Origin of the sequence: Paraburkholderia sp. BR10882, assembly GCF_040948855.1 — a bacterium.
Lineage (GTDB): Bacteria > Pseudomonadota > Gammaproteobacteria > Burkholderiales > Burkholderiaceae > Paraburkholderia > Paraburkholderia nodosa_A.
This window is the reverse complement of record NZ_JBFPKP010000042.1, coordinates 1-21,342: the sequence shown is the minus strand read 5'-3', so window position 1 is coordinate 21,342 and position 21,342 is coordinate 1. Positions and strand designations below refer to the sequence as shown.

At 61.0% G+C, this 21,342-nt stretch carries 9 protein-coding genes and 4 pseudogenes; 7 read left to right on the top strand and 6 right to left on the bottom strand.

Annotated features, from left to right (window positions below; genetic code table 11):
- The first annotated feature begins 392 nt into the window (after positions 1-392).
- On the top strand, positions 393-1,115 hold the full coding sequence (locus tag AB3X99_RS40520; RefSeq protein ID WP_368662025.1) for an IS6 family transposase: 723 nt from the start codon (positions 393-395) through the stop codon (positions 1,113-1,115).
- 58 nt (positions 1,116-1,173) lie between these two features.
- Here AB3X99_RS40520 and AB3X99_RS40515 read toward each other — a convergent pair whose 3' ends face one another.
- Positions 1,174-2,922 (bottom strand): hypothetical protein, encoded by a 1,749-nt coding sequence (locus tag AB3X99_RS40515; RefSeq protein WP_368662024.1) that lies wholly within the window; start codon positions 2,920-2,922, stop codon positions 1,174-1,176.
- Between AB3X99_RS40515 and AB3X99_RS40510 the strand changes: the two genes are divergently transcribed.
- Complete coding sequence (locus tag AB3X99_RS40510; protein ID WP_368662023.1) at positions 2,921-3,430, top strand: hypothetical protein; 510 nt, start codon at positions 2,921-2,923, stop codon at positions 3,428-3,430. The two genes, AB3X99_RS40515 and AB3X99_RS40510, sit on opposite strands and share 2 nt — an antisense overlap.
- Here the strand turns inward: AB3X99_RS40510 and AB3X99_RS40505 are convergent.
- Both AB3X99_RS40505 and AB3X99_RS40500 read right to left on the bottom strand, forming a co-directional pair.
- A pseudogene (locus AB3X99_RS40505) lies at positions 3,412-4,102 on the bottom strand (IS6 family transposase). The gene AB3X99_RS40510 and the pseudogene AB3X99_RS40505 overlap by 19 nt on opposite strands.
- A gap of 105 nt (positions 4,103-4,207) precedes the next feature.
- Positions 4,208-6,325 (bottom strand): EscV/YscV/HrcV family type III secretion system export apparatus protein, encoded by a 2,118-nt coding sequence (locus AB3X99_RS40500; protein WP_368662022.1) that lies wholly within the window; start codon positions 6,323-6,325, stop codon positions 4,208-4,210.
- Positions 6,326-6,528: 203 nt separating this feature from the next.
- Between AB3X99_RS40500 and AB3X99_RS40495 the strand changes: the two genes are divergently transcribed.
- Positions 6,529-7,698, top strand: coding sequence for an IS4 family transposase (locus tag AB3X99_RS40495; RefSeq protein WP_368662021.1), 1,170 nt, complete (start codon positions 6,529-6,531; stop codon positions 7,696-7,698).
- A gap of 7 nt (positions 7,699-7,705) precedes the next feature.
- Here the strand turns inward: AB3X99_RS40495 and AB3X99_RS40490 are convergent, their stop codons facing one another.
- Positions 7,706-7,897: an EscF/YscF/HrpA family type III secretion system needle major subunit gene (locus AB3X99_RS40490; RefSeq protein WP_368662020.1), complete on the bottom strand. Its 192-nt coding sequence runs from the start codon at positions 7,895-7,897 to the stop codon at positions 7,706-7,708.
- The gene (locus tag AB3X99_RS40485) at positions 7,894-9,144 is read right to left on the bottom strand and encodes a PrgH/EprH family type III secretion apparatus protein (RefSeq protein WP_368662019.1); all 1,251 of its coding nucleotides are present in this window, start codon (positions 9,142-9,144) and stop codon (positions 7,894-7,896) included. Before AB3X99_RS40485 ends, AB3X99_RS40490 begins: the two co-directional genes overlap by 4 nt.
- Before the next feature lie 598 nt (positions 9,145-9,742).
- On the opposite strand from AB3X99_RS40485, the pseudogene AB3X99_RS40480 reads away from it, so the two are divergent.
- Both AB3X99_RS40480 and AB3X99_RS40475 read left to right on the top strand, forming a co-directional pair.
- Positions 9,743-10,327 (top strand): annotated as a pseudogene (locus AB3X99_RS40480) (IS6 family transposase); the annotation flags it as partial.
- A 140-nt stretch (positions 10,328-10,467) separates the two neighbouring features.
- Complete coding sequence (locus AB3X99_RS40475) at positions 10,468-11,040, top strand: lytic transglycosylase domain-containing protein (protein WP_368662018.1); 573 nt, start codon at positions 10,468-10,470, stop codon at positions 11,038-11,040.
- A 606-nt stretch (positions 11,041-11,646) separates the two neighbouring features.
- Here the strand turns inward: AB3X99_RS40475 and AB3X99_RS40470 are convergent.
- A pseudogene (locus tag AB3X99_RS40470) lies at positions 11,647-11,876 on the bottom strand (integrase core domain-containing protein); the annotation flags it as partial.
- Between the two features lie 44 nt (positions 11,877-11,920).
- On the opposite strand from AB3X99_RS40470, the pseudogene AB3X99_RS40465 reads away from it, so the two are divergent.
- A pseudogene (locus AB3X99_RS40465) lies at positions 11,921-12,591 on the top strand (IS6 family transposase).
- Positions 12,592-13,142: 551 nt separating this feature from the next.
- Complete coding sequence (gene xopAD, locus AB3X99_RS40460) at positions 13,143-21,026, top strand: XopAD/skwp family type III secretion system effector (RefSeq protein ID WP_368662017.1); 7,884 nt, start codon at positions 13,143-13,145, stop codon at positions 21,024-21,026.
- Positions 21,027-21,342 lie beyond the last annotated feature (316 nt).

Genomic DNA, 21,342 nt, shown 5'->3' with positions numbered 1-21,342 from the left:
CTTCTTCCAGTGCGTAATTGCTGGCGGTGTCACTTCGCATTGCGTTGGAATTTCTTGACTCGTATGACCGTCAGCGGCCATCAAGATAATCTTTGCACGGCGGACCAGAGAATGAGGCAGCGAACGCACTGCTGAGCGTGCTCGGCCCACCAGCGGGCCCCGTTACGACCGCCTACGCGCTCTACGCGCAGGTTGTGCAGTACCAGAAGCGATCGGATCCGGTTGATGTGAGTGGTGCGCTCGTGTCGCAGGCGCTCGAGTTCACGATGCACGCGTCGTTCATCTTCCTGCTGTGCGCTTGGGACTCGCGCGACTGCCCAGACCCGACGTTCGCCGGTTCTGTTGCAGTAAGGCCCACGTTAAAATTGTGTAGCGAATTTTTGAGCTGAGCGATGAAGAAGACGAAGACACCGCGAACCACACTCGCGCCGGGCCTGGTCAAGGTCCTGAAGCGCCTTCACTACCCGCTTGAAGTGATTTTGCTGCGCGTGCGATGGTACGTGGCCTATTCGCTGAGTTTGCGCAATCTTGCGGAAATGATGGACGAGCGTGGTATCGCGGTGGATCATTCGACGGTGTACCGCTGGGTCATCAAACTGCTGCCGCTCTTCGAAAGGAGCTTGCGCAAGCACAAGCGTCCGGTTGGGAAAAGCTGGCGAATGGACGAGAGCTATATCAAGGTCAAAGGCGAGTGGAAATATCTTTACCGGGCAGTGGACAAGGCGGGCGACACGGTCGACTTCCTGCTCAGGGCCAGGCGGGACAAGGTCGCTGCCCGGCGGTTCTTTGAAAAGGCGATCGCCCATAATGGTACGCCAGAGACCGTGACCATCGACAAAAGCGGCTCCAATCTGGCCGCACTGGATGCGGTGAATGCCGATCGCGAGACGCCGATCAAGGTCCGTCAGATCAAGTACCTGAACAACATCGTCGAACAGGACCATCGGGCTATCAAACGCCGGACCCGGCCAATGCTGGGACTCAAGAACTTCCACCGTGCGAGGGTCATTCTCGGCGGCATCGAGGTAATGCACATGATCAGGAAAGGACAGATGAAATGTGCGGGCAAAGACCCGTCGTCTGCTTCCCAGCAGTTTTACTCCCTTGTGTCATAAGCAATACTTACCATATCGACATTTCTCGTCCCGACACCCTTACTGCAACAGAACCCCCTTAACCGATTCGCCACCGCGCTATTCGCACCTGAGCTGGCCGGATCGCCGCCAGCGGGACGCGGCGGTGTTGGGTGGGCAGTTCCCCGATGGCGCTGAGCATGCTGTCGACCTGCGCTGTCCGGGCCGCTTCAGGCAGGGCTTCGATTTCGCCTCCGAGTTCGGCCAGCGGGGCGCTGCGGCGTTCAGCGGACAGTTGCCCGATGGCGCCGAGCACATTGTCGAACTGCGCTGTCCGAACCGCTTGCGGCAGGGCCCAGATACGGCCGCCGAGCGCCGCTAGTGGCCCGCTGCGGCGTTCAGCGGGCAGTTGCCCAATGACCCGCAGCAGGCTGTCGAACTGCGCTGTCCTGGCCGCTTGCGGCAGCACTTGGATCTGATAGCAGAGTACCGTCAGCGGATCGCTGCGGTGTTCGGCCGGCATTTGCCCAATGGTGCCGAGCATGCTGTCAAACCGCGCTGTCCGGGCCGCTTCACGCAGGGCATCGACTTGGCGGCCGAGTGCGGCCAGCGGGGCGCTGCGGTGTTCGGCCGGCAGTGGCCCGATGGCGCCGAACACGCTATCAAACCGCGCTGTCCGGGCCGCTTGCGGCAAGGCATGGATCTGGCGACCGAGTGCGGCCAGCTGGTCGCTGTGGTGTTGGACAGGCAGTTGCCCGATGGCGCCGAACACGCTATCAAACCGCGCTGTCCTGGCCGCTTCCGCCAGGACATGGATCTGGCGACCGAGTGCGGCCAGCGGGGCGCTGCGGTGTTGGACAGGCAGTTGCCCGATGGCGCCGAGCACGCTGTCGAACTGCGCTGTCCGGGCCGCTTGCGGCAAGGCATTGATCTGACGGCCGAGTGCGGCCAGCGGGGCGCTGCGGTGTTCGGCAGGCAGTTGCCCGATGGCGCCGAGCACGCTGTCGAACTGCGCTGTCCCGGCCGCTTGCGGCAAGGCATGGATCTGGCTACCGAGTGCGGCCAGCGGGGCGCTGCGGTGTTCGGCAGGCAGTTGCCCGATGGCGCCGAGCGCGCTGTCGAACTGCGCTGTCCTGGCCGCTTGCGGCAGCACTTGGATCTGGTAGCAGAGTACCGTCAACGGATCGCTGCGGTGTTCGGCAGGCAGTTGCCCGATGGCGCCGAGCGCGCTGTCGAACTGCGCTGTCCGGGCCGCTTGCGGCAGCACTTGGATCTGGTAGCAGAGTACCGTCAGCGGATCGCTGCGGTGTTCGGCCGGCAGTTGCCTGATGGCGCCGAGCATGCGGTCGAACTGCGCTGCCTGGCCTGCTTGCGGCAAGGCATGGATCCGGCGACCGAGTGCGGCCAGCGGGGCGCTGCGGTGTTCGGCAGGCAGTTGCCCGATGGCGCCGAACACGCTGTCGAACTGCGCTGTCCGGGCTAGGGGCAGGGCATAGATATGGCCGCCGAGTGCGGCCAGCACCTCACCTCGTAGAGACACCGGAAGCTCCCCGATGCGCTGGAACACCGCATCGAACCCCTGAGTCGTTCTCACGGCCGGCACATCCCGGGCAATAATCCTGGCAGCTTGCCGCTCATCGATAAGTTGCGCACGCAACTGTCGGTCGGTGCCTGCCAGCGCAATACGGCTGCGACGATCGATCCGCCCTGCAATATCACGAGTGATTTGAGGCGGCAGTTCCAACAAACCAGTCAAGGCGCCAGGCGCACTTGCCTGCGGAGATGGATTCGAACTGGGCCGGCTGGTGGGATTGACGCTTTCTTCCGTGGATGCATGGAAAGCTGACATGGCAGGACTCGTTCCGCAAACAGGCGTCTTCACAGCCTCGCCTGCGATGGCGACGTCCGGATCGACGACCTCGACGACCGACGGCAGAGACGCGCGTCTTGCCCGGCTGCCCGTTGCAGCCCCCCCATGGGATGAAGACGCTGGTGACCTGGGCTGGCCCGCCAATTGCACAGGGAGATTGGCCCGCCGTTCGTTTGTCGGTGGACTTTCCACCGTACTTGTATCGGTCAATATTGCTTCTGAAGTCGGGAGTAAGCTCCTATTACCGACGGCGCTGGCATTGATTTCTCTAACCATCAACTTTCCTTCTGACATAGCCGTCTCCGGAGCGTGCGATGTCGCTAGATCCGGTGCTTCGGATTTCGATGTGAAAACAGCAGTCTGGGTGATGCGAGACGATACTGGGATCATAACGAGGGCTCTTTTGAAAGGTTCTGTTGCAGTAAGTAAGGGTGTCGGGACGAGAAATGTCGATATGGTAAGTATTGCCTATGACACAAGGGAGTAAAACTGCTGGGAAGCAGACGACGGGTCTTTGCCCGCACATTTCATCTGTCCTTTCCTGATCATGTGCATTACCTCGATGCCGCCGAGAATGACCCTCGCACGGTGGAAGTTCTTGAGTCCCAGCATTGGCCGGGTCCGGCGTTTGATAGCCCGATGGTCCTGTTCGACGATGTTGTTCAGGTACTTGATCTGACGGACCTTGATCGGCGTCTCGCGATCGGCATTCACCGCATCCAGTGCGGCCAGATTGGAGCCGCTTTTGTCGATGGTCACGGTCTCTGGCGTACCATTATGGGCGATCGCCTTTTCAAAGAACCGCCGGGCAGCGACCTTGTCCCGCCTGGCCCTGAGCAGGAAGTCGACCGTGTCGCCCGCCTTGTCCACTGCCCGGTAAAGATATTTCCATTCGCCAGCTTTTCCCAACCGGACGCTTGTGCTTGCGCAAGCTCCTTTCGAAGAGCGGCAGCAGTTTGATGACCCAGCGGTACACCGTCGAATGATCCACCGCGATACCACGCTCGTCCATCATTTCCGCAAGATTGCGCAAACTCAGCGAATAGGCCACGTACCATCGCACGCACAGCAAAATCACTTCAAGCGGGTAGTGAAGGCGCTTCAGGACCTTGACCAGGCCCGGCGCGAGTGTGGTTCGCGGTGTCTTCGTCTTCTTCATCGCTCAGCTCAAAAATTCGCTACACAATTTTAACGTGGGCCTTACTGCAACAGAACCGCCGCTGGTGCCATTGAACAGTCCCAGACACAGATATTCACCCCTTCCTCAAATCGTCTCAAGCACATCGATTACCACTCCGTCTGCGACTTCTCCGAAGGAAAGCACCTCAAGATCCGGAAATCGGCTTTCGATGAGCCGCTTGACGAAGCGCCGAATCTCCATTGAGGTCAGCAGCACAACATCGCGCGGTGAATACCCAACCCGCTGTAATTGGAGGGACAACCAATCCAACAATCGCTCGCTGTCCGCCGGCTCAAGGTTCAAGTAGACGCCCGTAGACGTTTGCCGGACAGCTTTGCTCACCATCTCTTCAACGTCTGCGGAGAGCAGGATCGTGTTAAGGCGCCCCCCCAACGCGAAGCGATTCGTGATATAGCGGGCAAGTGAGATGCGAACGTGCTCAACCAGAATCAACGTATCCTTTTCCTTGGGGCCCCATTGCGCAAGTGCTTCGAGAATTAGCTTCATGTTGCGCACGGAGATGCGCTCACCAAGGAGCCGCTGCAATACTTCAGCGATGGACTGCGCAGAGGCATGTCGGTAAGTTTCCTTAAGTAAATCGGGATATTTCCTCCCCATGTCGTCAAGTAAACGCTTGCTTTCCTGAATCCCAAAGAATTCCTTGATGTTGTGCAGAACCAGCGTGAGGAACTGACCGTACAGGTCGTCTATGGGTGGCCGGACATGCACGCCCATCTTTTCGAGCCCCGACGCGTCTTGCTGCCGCACCCATCTCGCGCTGCCGCCCGCTCCATCCGGGAGAGTCACTACGTCTAGCGCCAAGCTGTCGAGCGTAAGCGTCGACCCAATGACACGCATGCGATTGAAATCAATCGAAAGATTTGCCGCGCGAATTTCATTGATCATAACGACAATGTCAGTCTCATTGAATTCCGCGGAATAGCTGACATGAATCTGTGGGAGACGCAGCCCCATGTCAATGAATGCGCGCCGACGCATAGTGTCGAGTACCCGTTCCGTTTCGAAAATCGCCTTCATCCGCACTGACGCCGTTATTATAAGCGGCACCGTTTCTGGAATGAGCTTATCGATGTCAACCTGTTTTAGTGCGTTATACTCACCGTCCTTGACGCCGCACGAGAGCAGCCCATCGAGTGCCTCGCCCCCCACACCGCCCGCGACGTCCTTGCCGTGTGATTGGTGTCGCATATGCAAATATATCCCAGCAAGCGCTACCGCGATGACACCGAATACTGGCAGAGGAAAGCCGGGCAGCAACCCGATACAGATCGAGAGTGCGGCCGTCACCGCGATCACGAACGGATTTGAAAACAGGTCACCGACGATCCCGGCACCGAGGTTCTTGTCGCTTTCTCCCACTCGCGTTACGATAAAGCCGGCCGCAATCGCAATGAGAAGTGCCGGTATTTGTGCGACCAAACCGTCTCCGATCGTGAGAATGGTGTAGGTCTTTAATGCTTCGGGCATCGACATACCGTGCTGTGCGACACCCACCGCGATCCCACCGATCAGATTGACGGATATCACTATGATGCCGGCGATGGCATCGCCTTTGATGAACTTCATCGCGCCATCAAATGCGCCGTAGAGCTGGCTCTCACGTTCAAGGTCTGTACGGCGCTTCTTCACACCGTCGTTATCGATGACGCCGGCTTTCAGGTCCGCATCGACACTCATCTGCTTTCCAGGCATGGCGTCGAGAGCAAAACGCGCAGCCACTTCCGCGACACGCTCAGAACCTTTCGTAATGACGATGAACTGCACGATCGTCACGATCCCGAACATGACGAAACCGACGACCGGATTGTCGCCTATCACGAACTCGCCGAATGTAGAGATGATCTTGCCGCCTTGAGCTTCGAGCAAAATCAGGCGACTTGTGCTTATCGACAGCGCGAGCCGAAACATCGTCGTAATCAGCAGAACGGACGGGAAGGTCGAAAACTCTAGAATGTTGACGACGTAGAAAGAGCCCATGAACACGAGCAGCGCCGTGACGATGTTGACCCCGATCAACAAGTCAAGCAAGTACGCTGGAAGCGGTATGATCAGCATCCCGATGACGAGCACCATCAGCAACAGGACGACGAGTTCAGGACGGGGCTGACTGCGTGCCAATTTGGCATTAAGCGTGGCGCGAAAAGTGCTCCACGGCATGAACTTGCGCTGTTGGCTTTTCATCCTTCGGATAGCCAATGGGGGCGGTAAGGGTAGGGGCAAGTACGAAGCACTCTCCTGCGTTCACTGGTGTCCGGTTTATTTGAGGTCAGCAGGCCGGAGAGGACGTTCTGACGCGGGTTTCGAGGCTTTTTTGGCTGTCCACGATTTGAATTTCGATTCCAGCATTTGCGATCCTTTCGGGTTTGAACAACCCGGGGTAGCACATGAACGTGGGCAAGACACTGTTCGCGCAAGTCATGGAGTTCGTGCCGTGGAAAACGTTCGGCCGGATCATCGATCGACATGGCGACGACGCGGGAGTGTGTACGCTGGGCTGCGCCGATCTGTTCCGTATCATGGCCTTCGCGCAACTGACGTGGCGCGAATCCCTGCGCGACATCGAGGTTTGCCTGACGGCAAATCGCGGCAAGCTGTTTCATATGGGATTGAAGAACGTCCCGGCGCGCTCGACGTTGTCGGACGCATTGAACGTGCGCGACTGGCACATCTATCACGAACTGGCGATGCGACTGATCGGCCGGGCCCGGGCGCTTTACGCGTCCGAGTCGCTGGACATCGATCTCGATGCGACCGTCTACGCACTCGATTCCACACCTATCGACCTGTCTCTGTTCGATTGGGCACCGTTTCGCGGCACCAAGGCAGCGGTCAAGATGCACACGCTGCTGGATCTGCGTGGTCCGATTCCTGCCTTCATTCACGTGAGCGACGGCAAGATGCACGACGTTGGCGTGCTCGATTTTCTGCCCGTCGAAGCGGGGGCTTTCTACGTCATGGATCGCGGCTATCTGGACTTCGAGCGACTGTACAAACTCCATCAGGCAGGCGCTTTCGCTTTCTTCGTCACGCGCGCCAAACGCAACATGAATGCGCGTCGCGTCTACTCGGCTGCCACCGACAGCAGCACAGGTGTCGTTTGCGACCAGAGCGTCGCCTTGAATGGCTTCTACGCTTCGCAAAACTATCCCGAACACTTGCGCCGTGTTCGCTTCAACGACCCAGAATCCGGAAAGACCCTGATCTTCCTGACCAACAATACAGCGTTGCCCCCCCTGGCCACCGCCGGCCTGTACCGAAACCGTTGGCATGTCAAACTGTTTTTCAAACGGATCAAGCAGTATCTGCGCATCAAGCGCTTTTTTGGCACAACCGAGAACGCGGTGAAGTCGCAAATCTGGTGCGCCGTCTCCACCTACGTGCTGTTCGCGATCGTCAAAAATGAGCTTCAACTAGATGCCTCGCTCTACACATTGCTACAGATCTTTTCGGTGTCCGTTTTCGAGAAAACCCCCATTTCGGAGGCCTTCCAGCTCGATTCGAACACAATCGACACGCCGACTGGCGCTAACCAATTGAATCTATTAGGGATTTAACCGGACACTAGTGGTATGGGTTATATTCAGACAGCACAGCTTGGTAATGCGTGAGATACGTCGGATCGGACAGGTGCTGCTGTAAATTCGTCATCGCGGTCTTCAACTGATCGCCAAGGTCACCGATGCCCGTGTCGAAACCAGCGCTCATGTCTTCGAGATAGCCAAGGTAGTTTGTGCTCGGAATATAGCCGCTCATCGTCGCTCTCCATCCAGATGTTCAGGGAAGTACCATGACGCCTGATTGACCAGAACGTAACCGTCATCGCCTTCCCGGTATGTTTTACCATTCAGCCAATCGGTCCGCATCGCGATCTTGAAATCGACATGACGCGTGCCCCATCTATCATTGAATGAGGAAATGAGGCTTCGTAAAGCGGCTAGTTCCGCGTCGTTGATTGCACCGGCGACCTCGAACGTGGTCCCACGCGGACGGCCCACCTCGCGATAGTGCAAGCCCGTTCTCTGCAACTCATTGCGCGCATCCGTCTCGATAGCGCCTACGCGCGGGTACAGCAACTGCACTTGTTGGACGTACGGGGCGGTTTTCTTCAATATGCCTACGGCCTCATCGCGTGCGGCCTGACTAATGTTTCCATCGAGCAACAGGACTGGACACTGCGGCTCATCCATCCGCACGGTGACAAAATCGACGCCTTGCCCGTCAAGGGCTTGTTCTAGACGCTGGCGCTCGCCTGGCGCCGAAACGATCCGGATGGGCCCGGACTGCATGGCCTTGCGCATCGCCTGCCTGTCCCAATCCAGACCGTCGAGTGTGGCGCTTACGACATAAATTCTTCCGTCGCGTCCGGCCAGCACATGGTTGGTTGTTGGCGCATCTGAAAGAAGGCTGCTCGCGCGTGCCAGCCTATGCGTGCTCAGATACTCGTTTAGCTGCCAGCAGACCGCCGCCATCGCGGCCGCGCTGGCAATCAGTACAGCGCCGATCTTAAGACAGGAAAGCCGCTTTCCTTTGCGGGCATTCGCGCCGTCGTGATGGGACAAGGGTTCCGGCTGATCGATAAAATTATTTATCTCGTCACTCCACGTGTCGCAAGCCGGCTTAATTGCGAAGCGGATCTCGTCGTATTGGCAAATATGGTTGAACCTTTGGAACAGTGTCTTGCCGCCATCAGGCGACAGAAAATCCACTGAAAAATCGGCGTCACTGTTTCGGACATCAAATTCGTTGTTCTGCTTGATTGTACGGTTACGGCTTGAAGTAATTTGCAACCGGAAATTAGGAGCTCCTGGCCGATAAGGTATATATAGCATATTTGTCGCGCGGTAGATCGAATGCGCGATTGCTTCGTTCTTACTTTGCGCTCCATCGTCCCCAACGCAGAAGAACACCTCATCACAAGGCAATTCGATGTCAGCTCCAAATAGGGGGCCGAACAATATCCGGAGATGATATACCTGATGATTAAGGTCGATGTCGCTCATCTATATAGTTACCTAATATTCTATCGAGTCGCTCAAGTCCGTCGACCTTATGTCATGGCGACGACAGGAATAAATTATGGTCAGTGTATCTATCGCAGGGCTTCGTGCCGTGATTGAATTTCGCAGTAAAATCTGATTCAATTGTGAAATTTCTGCCTAACATTGGTGCGCTCATGATAAATTTCTGAAAAGCACATGATTTCCGCGCCTTTTCATTGATCCGAACGCGTCACAATCATAAGCTAAATGAGCCTAAGGTTTTGTCTGCCTCAATGGTGTCGCCCTGCGTCGAGGGCGGTGCGGGAGTTAATGGATCGTAGCATCTGAGTCTTTTGTAGTTTCACCGGGCGAATGCAAGTCGCTTTCTGGGTCGTCTACCTGGTTTCTGAAACCAGTGCTTGATCGCACCTCAATTGAGGTGTTAATCGACGATAAGAGTAACCGTTCGACAATCGCCACGGACCAAACGGCTCTGGTGCAAATAGGACGGGAGCGAATCGGTTAAGGTGTCGGGCTGAACGAATTGAGAACCGACGATGAGCAAGCTGAAGAGCCTGGACGAACTGTTGCAGGCCGTCACTTTGACCGCGATGTGATCATGCTGTGTGTTCGCTGGCACCTGCGCTACAAGCTTAGCTTGCGCGATCTGGTCGAAATGATGGCGGAACGGGGTCTGTCGCTGGCCCGCACGACGATCCTGCGCTGGGGGCGGCGCTTTGCGCCGGAGTTCGTCAAACGGTGGAATCGCTTCGGCAGGCCCACCGGCCAGTCCTGGCGTGTTGACGAGACTTATCTCAAGCTGCGCGGCAAGTGGGTCTATCTCTATCGGGCGGTGGGTCGGGTGGGCCAGACGGTCGACTTCATGCTCCGTGCAAAGCGCGACGTGGAGGCGGCAAAAGCCTTTTTCAGGAAGGCCATCAGACATCAGCGCCAGCCACCGAAGAGCATCACGCTTGACGGCTATGCGGCCTCGCACCGCGCCGTGCGCGAGATGAAGGCCGATGGCTTGCTGCCTGAGGACACGAAGATCCGATCCTCGAAATATCTCAATAATCTGGTCGAGCAGGACCACCGCAACATCAAGTCCCGGACGAAAATCATGCTCGGCTTCAAACCTTTCAGGAACGCAGCGATCACGCTCTCTGGTATTGAGTTGGTACATCGCATTCGCAAGGGCCAATTCGGCCTCGCAAAGCTCGGCCTCAAAGAAAACCATTGCGCCCGCAGTCTGGGAGACCTTCCTGTCTGCTTGAGGTATCCTCTAGATAACAACAATCTCGTACAGACCGCCTATTTGTACCAGAGCCATCCGAAGGAGCAGTAATGCAGGATTTAAAGCGACAAGGAAAAACATACTTGATAATCGGCGTAGCATTGGCTCGCGTCCTTTTGGTAGTGCTGGCCGGATTCGTATTTGCTGCGGGCACATCCCGGGCAGATGTGATCGACAACGCGGCACATCAATATCATATAAACCCGGATGTGCTGCGTGCCATTGCTTACTACGAATCGCACCTCAACCCGCATGCCTATCATCGTAACGCCAACGGCACGGTCGATATTGGCCTGATGCAGATCAATTCCCTCCACCTTGCCGGATTGCGCGCGAGAATGATCGATGCGAGCATGTTCACCGACCCTCAACTAAACGCCACTGTCGGGGCATCGCTGCTTCGCGAGAGTATCCACAAGTTCGGTTCCATTTGGGGGGCAATCGGCGCCTATCATTCCCAGAGGACGGCATTGCGCGCGCAATACGCGCGAACCGTTTACAACATCTATCTTGCGGGGCCTTGGACCTATGCAGGGCAGGTGCCAGATTCTCGGGGAACCAAAGCGAGTGTCATCGTTCGCAATATCGATGCGAACTGGGGGTCTCCACAGACCTTTGGATAATTTTTCAGGAAGAGCCAGGGAGGAATGATGTCACCCGACAAGCGGCCATTTGATAACGTCGAATGCCAAATGACTTTCAGCCTCGACACTCGGACGTTGGGTAACATTTCGAGCGGCGCCCGAACGTTCCTTTCGCGTAATCAGGCGCGTTTGCTCGAGCTGCTGTTCGAAGGGCCACGAACCAAGGAAGTTCTTATGAGCCGTATATGGGGCGACCAAGGTGTTATCGTGAGCGACGCGAGCTATTACCAGCTTGTCGCGCAACTGCGCCACACCTTTGAGATGATTGGGCTTCCTCGCTTGTGGATTCGTACTATCCCTCGCTACGGTCTCGAACTCAAAGTCGGCGGCGTGCACCCAGCCCATTGTGGCCCGCGCGAGCACGAGGTGGGTTGGCAGGAGCCTTGTCAAGAAGCCCCTATCTGCGGTGGGGACAGGCCATTGTTCGGGCGCTGTGCCCGGCGTTTCCAGCATAGCCTCGTCCCGAAGCAAGATATAAGCCCGGACGGAAGTGACCTTATTTGTTTGGACAGTAGTTCCGCGATTTAAGCTGGAAAGTGAACCGCGTGGTTTTCCTGGGCAGGTGGCCACGCCCGATTTTTCATGAGCCTTCGGCCGAAGGCTCCGCTGCCGGGCAAATGCGCCCGATGTTAAAGCGTTGAGCACCATGTGAGGCTCGGTCTCATTGTAGCCCCGCCGCAAATCCTCGATCTCGGGTTTTGCTTCCGCCAGAGGTTCGAACCGGTGCAGGTTCAGGCATTCATCCCTCGGAGTGAGCCGTTGAACGTTTCGATGAAGTTGTATCCGTCGATTTGCCTGGACGGCCTGAAGTCGATCGGTTCCGTTGCATTAACGCGCCCGAGGCGTTCGATCATCATGAATGACAAGCGGCACGGGGAAGACGCGGCGCAAGGCTTTGCCGCCGGGCATCGGCAAGTTTCAAGGTGCTGCACTATCCGCTGGACGTGATCGTGCGGTGCATACGCTGGTATCTGACTTACTCGTTGAGCCTGCGCAATCTCGAGGAAATGATGGCGGAGCGCGGCATCGAGGTCGCTCCTTCGAGCGTACACCGTTGGCTCATCAAGCTCGTGCCGCTATCTGAGAAGGTGTCCCGCCGCCACAAGCGAGCGGTGGCTGAGGACTCGAGGATGGACGAGACCTACGTCAAAGGCCCAATGAAAACACCGATACGGCGCTGTCGACAGGCGTGGCAACACCGTTGACTTCCTCCTGCGTGCCGACCGCGACAAGGTCGCTGCGCGTCACTACTTCGAGAAGGCAATTGATCAAAACAGTGCACCCCATCACGGTAACCGTGGGCAAGAGCGGCGTGAATCGGCGGCACTCGAAGCCGTCAACTTGGACTGGGAAACACCAATCAGGATCCGGCAGAACAAATACCTGAACAACATCATCGAGTAGGCCCATCGAGCTCACCAAACCGGTGATCGGCTTCAAGCATTTCGCTGTGCGCGCATCATTCTCTCGGGCATCGAGGTAATGCATATGATCCGCGAGGGGCAGATGAAAGGCGACGGCCTCGACTGAACAGTTGCGGAGCAGTTCTACGCGCTGGTCAATATAAGGAATACTATATAAATGTAGCCGTGCTTGCCCGCCGTCGCTATCGCGACAAAACACGCGCGACCTCCTGAACAAACTCCGTAGCCATGAGAATCAGCAGCCTGCTAATCCGCCACGTTGTTGGCGATGAGAAGATTGAGGAACCTGCTGACGGGCAGCCTCGGGCTTCGCGGCCGGGACCTGCGGGCCGGCAGGCAGCCGCCGTCGGTGACCTTTTGCCGCCGTGGCGGGGGGGACTGGCCGCGCGTCGCCAGCAGCGCTTGATGAGCCCTTATGCTGGACCTGTATCACATAGTGCGTTGCCTTCGCGGCCACCAGCCGGTGAGGATATTGCGGGACAAACGTGGCGCGCCTGGCCGCGGTGCGGGCAACCGATTTTGGGCGCGGGGCAGCGCGATGCGCCGTGCAGGAGCCAGGCGGATCCGTCATGGCCTCACATCGCGCGGCGCCAGCTGGGTTCCCGGCTTCAGCCAGCCTTTGCTGGAAACGCTATGCGGAGCCTTCGGGGCGCTGCGATGAGCCCACCGCGCAAGCGAACGGGCAGCGATCCGGTTGACGTGCTGGACGAAAGGCCACGCGAGCCGGAGCGTCACAGCCAAAACCCGGAGAGATGCCTGACATATGCGTCTGAAGAAGCGTCCGGCGAGCTGCTCTGGAAGCAACGGCGTGGCCTGCAGCAAATGCCTTCTGGCAACGCGAGGGATCGTGAATTCGCGCGACTGGGCACCCGGATGGAAAGGGATAACGTGATGGCCCGGCGCAACAGCCATAAGCGGGCGCCGATTTTCCTATGTCGGGACCATGCCGGCAAGAAGGTATCCCTCCTGGATCGGTATCTGCAGAACGTGCAGCGCAGGAATACATTGCGTTCACAGGTCAACGAGAACCACCGTGCTGTCGAACTGGCTGCGCACTACCTTGTGAACACCGACTTGTGCCGGGGTGAGCTGGCTGCACGCTACGTGCATCTCGCCAACAAGCTTTGTAAGCGTGCCGACCGCGAGATCTGCCGGCTGGCGCTGCGAAGCATCGCGACTGAAGTGCTGCGGCCTGGCGCGCTGATCGGGATCGTAGCCAAGGAGGCCGCCCTCCTGGCCAATGCGTTGTCCAAAGCGCCGCTGTACGGGACGTGCCGTGAGGCCGTGTCGGGCCTTGTGGGGCAACTGCGGCTGCGCAGACTGAACACAAAGGAGGTCGCAATGCTGCTGAATGCCCTGAGCAAGTGGCCGGACGATGGGATGGTCAGGAAGGATGTACTGGAGCTGGCCAGGCGCGTTTCGACAGACGTGCGGTTGCCCGTGTCGATGTCAGCCCGAGAGGTGGCCAACTCGCTCAACGCGCTCTCGAAGTGGCCAGTGGAGGCCGAGGCACGCACAGCGGCAATGCGGCTGGCCGCTCGCCTGGTCTCCGAGGTGGGCCTGCGCGAGCTGATGAACGCCGAGGATCTGGCCAGCTCGCTCAACGCACTCTCGAAGTGGCCCAAGGAGGCCGATGCACGAAAATCGGCACTACGGCTGGCCGCTCGGCTGGTCTCGGAGGCGGAGCTGCGCGCGTCGTTGAAAGGCCGAGAGGTGGTCATCTCGCTTAAGGCGCTCTCGAAGTGGCGCGAGGAGGCCGATGCGCGCAAGGCGGCAATGCGGCTGGGCGCTCGCCTGGTCTCCGAGGCGCAACTGCGCGAATCGATAAACGGGGAGGATGTGGCCAATTCGCTCAACGCGCTCTCAAAATGGCCCGAGGAGGCCGATGCGCGCAAAGCGGCAATGCGGCTTGCCGCTCGCCTGGTCTCCGAGGCGCAGCTGCGCGAATCGATAAACGGGAAGGATGTGGTCAATTCGCTCAACGCGCTCTCGAAGTGGCCCGAGGAGGCCAATGCACGCAAAGCGGCAATGCGGCTTGCCCCACGCCTGGTCTCGGACGTGGGCATGCGCGAGTTGATGAGCGCCAAGGATCTGGCCAGTTCGCTCAACGCGCTTTCGAAGTGGCCCGAGGAGGCCGATGCGCGCAAAGCGGCAATGCGGCTTGCCGCTCGCCTGGTCTCCGAGGCGGAATTGCGCGAGTCGTTAGAAGGTTGGGAGGTGGCTAGCGCGTTAAATGCGCTCTCGAAGTGGCGCGAGGAGGCCGATGCACGCAAAGCGGCAATGCCGCTGGCCGCTCGCCTGGTCTCCGAGGCGGAGCTGCGCGAGTCGTTAGAAGGTTTGGAGGTGGCTAGCGCGCTAAATGGGCTCTCGAAGTGGCCGGAACAAGCTGACGCTCGTCACGCGGCCATGCTGCTGGCCGGCCGACTCGTCTCAGAGACGGAGCTGCGTGCGTCGATGTCAGCCCGGCAGGTCGCGAACTCGCTCAATGCGCTCTCGAAGTGGTCGGAAAAAGCCGACGCGCGCAAAGCGGCGATCTGGCTGGCCCACCGCCTGGCCTCGGAGGTGGGCCTGGGCGAGTTGATGAACGCCGATGAGGTAACCAATTCGCTCAGCGCGCTCTCGAAATGGCCTGAGGAAGTCGGCGCAGGTCAAGCGGCAATGCTGCTGGCCGGCCGACTGTTCTCGGACGCCGGCCTGCGCGAGTCGATGAACCGCAAGGATGTGGTCGTCTCGCTCAATGCGCTCTCGAAGTGGCCTGCCGTGATCGGTGCAGGTCAGGCGGCGCTGCTGCTGGCCGGTCGCCTCGTCTCGAAGGCGGACCTGTGCCAGTCGATGGCCGCTGAGGAAGTGGCCAGCGCGCTCAACGCACTCTCGAAGTGGCCGCAAGAACCTAACGCACGGCAGGCAGCACAGCTGCTGGCCGGCCGTCTGGCCGCGGATGCAGCCCTGTGCGCGTCGATGGAAGGTTGGGAGGTGGTCAATTCGCTCAACGCGCTCTCGAAGTGGCCGGAGGAGGCCGCCGTGCGTCAAGCGGCAATGCGGCAGGCCGCCCGCCTGGTCTCGGAGGCGGAGCTGTGCGAGTCGATGAACGGCAAGGGTGTCGCCGTCTCGCTCAATGCGCTCTCGAAGTGGCCTCACGTGATCGGTGCGCGTCAGGCGGCGCTGCTGCTGGCCGTTCGCCTCGTCTCGGAGGCCTACCTGTTCGAGTCGATGAACGGCAAGGATGTGGCCATGTCGCTCAACGCGCTCTCGAAGTGGCCGGATGAGGCCGACGCGCGTCAAGCGGCAATGCTGCTGGCGGCACGTCTGGGCCGCCAGCAGCTTCCGTGGAGGGCGTTCGACATCGGCCCGATCGGCCAGATTGCCAACGCGCTGGCGCGGCTGGCCGGGGACGAAGACGGGGACACCAGGCTCGCACGCGGCGTACTCATGGGGGTAGCAGTACACCTGGAGCTGCGCACGGAACGCTTCGAAAGCGCCGATGGCCGCGACGTGGGTTTGCTGCTCAAGGCTTTTGCCCAGCTAAGGATGCATGACGCACTGGGACGGCTCGGCGCTACAGCGCTGGGACGTGTCCGGGCGCTGTGTGGCGCCGGGGGGCTGCGCGATGAACCGTTGGAGAGTGTAGGCAACCTGTGCATGGGGCTGCTGCCACTCGCGCGCAGCCCGCAACTGAGGCGCCACCGGGTTGGCGCCCTGCACATCTTCGACGCGCTGCAGCCGGTCGTGGCACGCAAGATTGACGCGTATCTGCGCCTGGCCCGCGGGGAGGGCCAGGCCGGGCTGAACCTGAAGGACGGCGACGAAGCGTGCGGCACGCGCTGTCCGGCCCTGTCACTGTATCAGGTGCTCAAGGCATACAGCCTGGTGGCCCGCCAGTGGAAGGTGAGCTACATCGGCGGCGGACACGAGTTGGTGAAGGCGCGACGGGAGACCCTGACGCAGTGGGTGCGACAGACGCTGGACAGGGCGCGCGGGCTCATCGAGGCGGACCTGCAGGAAATGAGCTGGAACCTCATTGCGCAGATCGAGGCGGATGAGGCGATCCTGGACGCACTGGATCTGCGGCTGGCCAGCGAGGCGCATCTGGAGGTCCTCACGACGCGTTACCCTCCTAGCCGGTTCGATCTGGCAGCGCGCCACGTGAGCCTGCGCACGGCGGCGGGAAACGTGGTGCCACCCGGACCGGGTGGGGGCGACACCCTGCATGTCACGGTCGACCTGCAGGGACGGGAGCTGGAGCCCGGCGGGGAGCAGCGTGACTACTCTTTTTATGCCCGTCTGACGGGCCTGCCCCTGGTGGAGGTGCGGCTGCCGGGCGCGTTGAGCGGCTTCATGCTGGCGCGCACGTTCCAGTATAACGGCGAGCCCTGGCGCTTCGACATGTTCGGCGGCAGCCGCCTGACGCGCGGGCGGCAGAAGTCAGCCCGGGACATCGCCGAGGGCCGCAGCGTGTCCGCCTCGGTGCTGCCGGCGGTGCGGTATGCCGACAGCGTCCCCGGCAGCGACTTCATGGACCTGGCGCAGAAGCTGGCGCCGCAGCGCGAGGACTGGTCGCGCATGCAACGGGCGCTCATGGAGATGGTGCCGCGTGACCATGTGGTGGAGGGCACGTTGCGGCTGGGCTGGTTTGAGGACGTGCCCGGGGCGCAGCACCCGTTCAGGCTGCAGGGGCCGCAGGGGGAGCGCATCGCGCTGTGTCCGAATGACGGCTGCGGGTTTCTGGGATGGGACGTGGCGATGCGCATTCCGGTGGTGCGCGAACATATCGAGGCATGGCAGGCAGTCCGGGAGGGACGGGGCAGCGAGGCACAGCGCAGGCTGGTGGAGGGCCAGGAGCCCGGGTTCAACGCGATGCCGCCGCAGGCGCTGATGCATTTCCCGCGGGACGGGGCGGCGCTTGGGGAAGCGCGCGAGGCGATGCAGCGCAGGCTGGACGGGTTGGGCAGGCAGGCAACGCAGGAAGTGGGCCGCCTGACGCTGTACCAGCTGGCCGTCAGCGGGGGCTACCAGGGGCGGCGCATCCGCGCGGTGCCCTCGGCTGACGACAGGCTGTACCTGCCGTCGATTCCGCTGCCGGGCTTCGGGCAGTTGCAGGACGATGTGCTGGTGGGCAAGCCGCCGTACGACAAGGAGAACCTGTTGCCCATGGCGGCCGCGCAGGTCGCGACACCCGGCCAGGGCGACGTGACGGCCCGGTTTCTGGACCAGTGCTTCGCCATCCAGTACAGCTATACGGGATTCGATGATGATTCGGGCACGGGCGCTGACATGCTGCACAGCAAGGGCATGCTGATCATCCCGCCGCCGGGCTACTGGTCGCCGGATCCCGCCCACCAGGGGCTGCAGCTGGCCTGTTCGCGGGAGGACCTGAAGACGCTGTCGCGCTGGAAGAGCCGGCGCGAGCGTGACGCGCTACCGCCGCAGATGCTCAGCACGGGCAGCCTGCGGGTCAAGGACGTGCTGCTGCCGGGGCGGCTTGGGGCGATGCCGATAGCGGAGCTGCGCAAGCGGAACATGGACACGGACGGGGACGATGCGTTCGTCTATGCGGGCTATCCGGCTCTGGCGGCCCACATCCGTCGCGTCATGGAGGCGCGCCAGGCGCGGCGGGGCGGGGAGCGCTCGTTCAAGCCACCCAAGACGGCTCATCCAGCCCTCGATGAGCAGGGCCGCTACCAGGGGGGACGGGCGCGCGAAATCCTGGCCGAGCAGCGCGGGGGGATGTTGCTGGGTAAGGCCGCCACGCTGGCGATGCGCTTTCTTGCGCAACCGGACGGGCAGCGCGAGGCCATGGCGCGACGCATGATGTTCGGCACCTACGACGGGGTGGAGCGCGACCTGCGCAACGGGTTGCGCAGGCAGTTGCGGAAGGACGAAGATGCGCCATCCTTGCAGCAGTTGCAGGCGCAGGCGCGTGAAGCGATTGACGGGGCCCATGAGCCGGAAGCGCGCGAGGCGGCGAAACTGCTGTATGAGCTATGTATGCAGCTGGGCATGGACAGCGTCCAGGCACCGCAGTTTCCGTCCGCGCTGGCGCAGGGTTTCCCCGCACTGGCGAGCGCCTACGGGCAGGCAGACGACACGGCCGGGCGTGTGCACGCGGTGCTGGACAACTATCCGGTGTGCCGTCTGTCGCGTACGGCGTCCCCCGGGGGGCAGCCGGGGCTGGTGCCGGGCGAACCGGAGCTGTCCATGCGCAATCTTTTTACGATAGCGATCAAGGTGGGCACGGACGCGCTGAAGTCGGACACGGGCACCGATCTGTTTACGGGTGTAATCGAGTGCTGCGAACGGGCAGAAAGCTTCTACCCGGAGCGTCTGCGGCGGGTCCCGTACAGCAAGCAGACGGTGGCAGAAATACGCGATGGGCGCTTCGATCCACAGTGGGCGCAGACGGTGCTGCCGGACATGCCCACGATGGCAGCGGGTGTCATGCAGGATGCGGTCCGCGCGCTGCAGCAGGGCGGCTGGCTCAGCCAGCCAGTCGCGCCGGCCACGCGGGCGCAGGCGGTTTCCCGGGAGGCGCTGCAGCGGCAGGCGCAGGCGTTGCATGAGCGCGCCCGACAGGCCGAGCCGCAGATCACGCCGCTGCTGAAGGACATCCTGGGCCATGGCGGGGTGCCGGGGCGTGAAGAGGGGCGGCCGTATCTGGCGAGTGAGCCGTACCGGCTGAAATCGCCGCAATCGCTGCAGGACAAGCTGACCCGGCTGATTGGCGGAATGCCGCCGCTGGATCTGGCCCAGGCCAGCGCGCGGGTCAACGATGCGCTGCGCTACAGTGTGGTGCTTTCCCCGGATACGTTTATGGCGGACTATCGCCGGATCCTTCTGCAGCTCGATGGGAAGGCGCATGCCATGATACGGTGTCTTAATCACTTCAGCCGGGAACGCAGCGCTTTCCGGGCGGTGAGCGTCACGCTGGAGGATCCGGAGGGCGTCCCCTGGGAAATCCAGTTTCATACGGAGCAAACGTTCAGGTGCAAGGAGCAGTACCACGACCTGTACAAGCAGGCGCAACGACGCGGACTGGATGGCGCTCACCTGGACGAGATCTGGAAGCTGCTCAAGCCGGCGCGCGAGGCCTTTCGTGCGTTAGCCGTTCCTGCGGGGGTGGAAGATATCGTGGACTGGGAGCCGGAGCCGGTATTGACGGTTCCGCCGCGACTCCAGCCCCAGGCGCCAGCCGCACGGGACATGCCGCCCCCCCTTGCGGGGCAGGCCCGTCAGATCAGAAGCCAGGCTGGACGTCTCGAGGGTGCGGTCTGGCCTGTGCTGCGGCAGGCGCTGGAGGACCACAGCGCGAAGCTGCGCAGGGGCCAGGACGATGACGACTGGCGCAGTTTCATCTTCAAGAAGGAGAAAAGCATTGAAGAGAAGCTTGCACGGATACAGCGCGAGCAGGGCCTGGCCACACCGCAGGAGGCTGCCGGGCGGGTGCGCGATGGGCTGCGCTACGAGGTACTGCTCGACCCGGAGGGTTTTGCGACGCGCGCCCGGCGCATTCTCGCCAGTCTGGAGCAGGCTGGCATGACGGTCATGCGCATCAACAACGGCTTTACCCTCGAAGGCACCGGCTATGCGGGGCTGAATGTGAACGTGCGCACGCGAGTTCAGGGCGAAGACGCCGACTGGGAAATCCAGTTCCACACCCGTGAGAGCCTGCGGGCCAAGCAGAAGAGTCACCGGCCCTACGAAAAGCTGCGCCAGCTGTCGCCTGATGCGGTGTCGCGCGAGCCGCTGGAGAAGAAGCTGCGCGAGGCGGCCGCGCGCGTGCCGCGCCCGCAGGACATCGGGACGATCGGGTCCTTCGATCGCTATGCGCAACCGGCGACTGCCGGTGAGAGGCCCGGTGGCCCGATGACCCCGCCATACCGCGGTGCAGCCGCGGATCAGTCACGCAATCCCGGCCTGAACACCCCGCCGCAGCCGTCCGGGCCGCACAACGCCACGCGAAGCGCGCCTGCGGTAGCGCCCCGGGCCCTGGCTCCCGGCCACGCGGTTCGCAGTAGCTGGGGCCCCCGCCCCCCTGCGCGCGCCGCACGTGCCCAGCCGCCTGCCCGCCCCCGGGCGGGTGCCGCGCCGGCCCAGGCGCCCGTCCGCCGATCCCTGGAGGAGTTCGAGTTTGCTCGCAGCTATGGCAGTCTTGACGAGTTTCTGGCGCAATCGGGCGCGGAGAAGGGGGTGGCCAGCGGGGTGGGAAACAACTGCCTGCTGGATACAGTTCTTCAGTTCGTGCGCAACATCAGGCGACAGCCCGGGGTGGAAACGGAGCAGACGAGGGAACTCGAGGCGCAGGCGCAGGCATTGCGAAGCGGGCTGATCGAGGATGGCCTGGCCGATGAGCATGACTTCATCGACATCTACGCGGCCGGGGACAAGCTCGCGCGCAGCCTTGGCATACGCATCCAGACCATTGAGGTCGATCAGAGTGGGCGGGTCACGGCGCATCCGGTTCTTGGTCAGCAAGGCCGGCTTGTCCATATCCTCCATACGCCTGCTCACTTTCAGCCATTGTGGCCGCGCCCGCCAGGATCATAAAAAATCTTGGATGGCAGTCATATTGCACCTCCTGCCATGGGCCATGAGGGCGTATTCCACGCGTAACCGAGCAGTAAGCTGGAGGGATGGCGACGCGGGATAACCGTAAGCGCTAAATTCACCACACCCGATGGAGAATCGTTCGCAACCGAGAGGCGGGCGTGGCCGCATCGCGTCGGCTTGGCATGACCGACGATGTCCACGACTGCACTCGGGTATTGCGCGCCGACTTCATGGGTGGCGCGCAATTGGCCGATCAGTTCGCGCTCGTTTCGGCTTGCCGTTTCGCGTAGTTGAACGGCAGCAAATCGCTAAT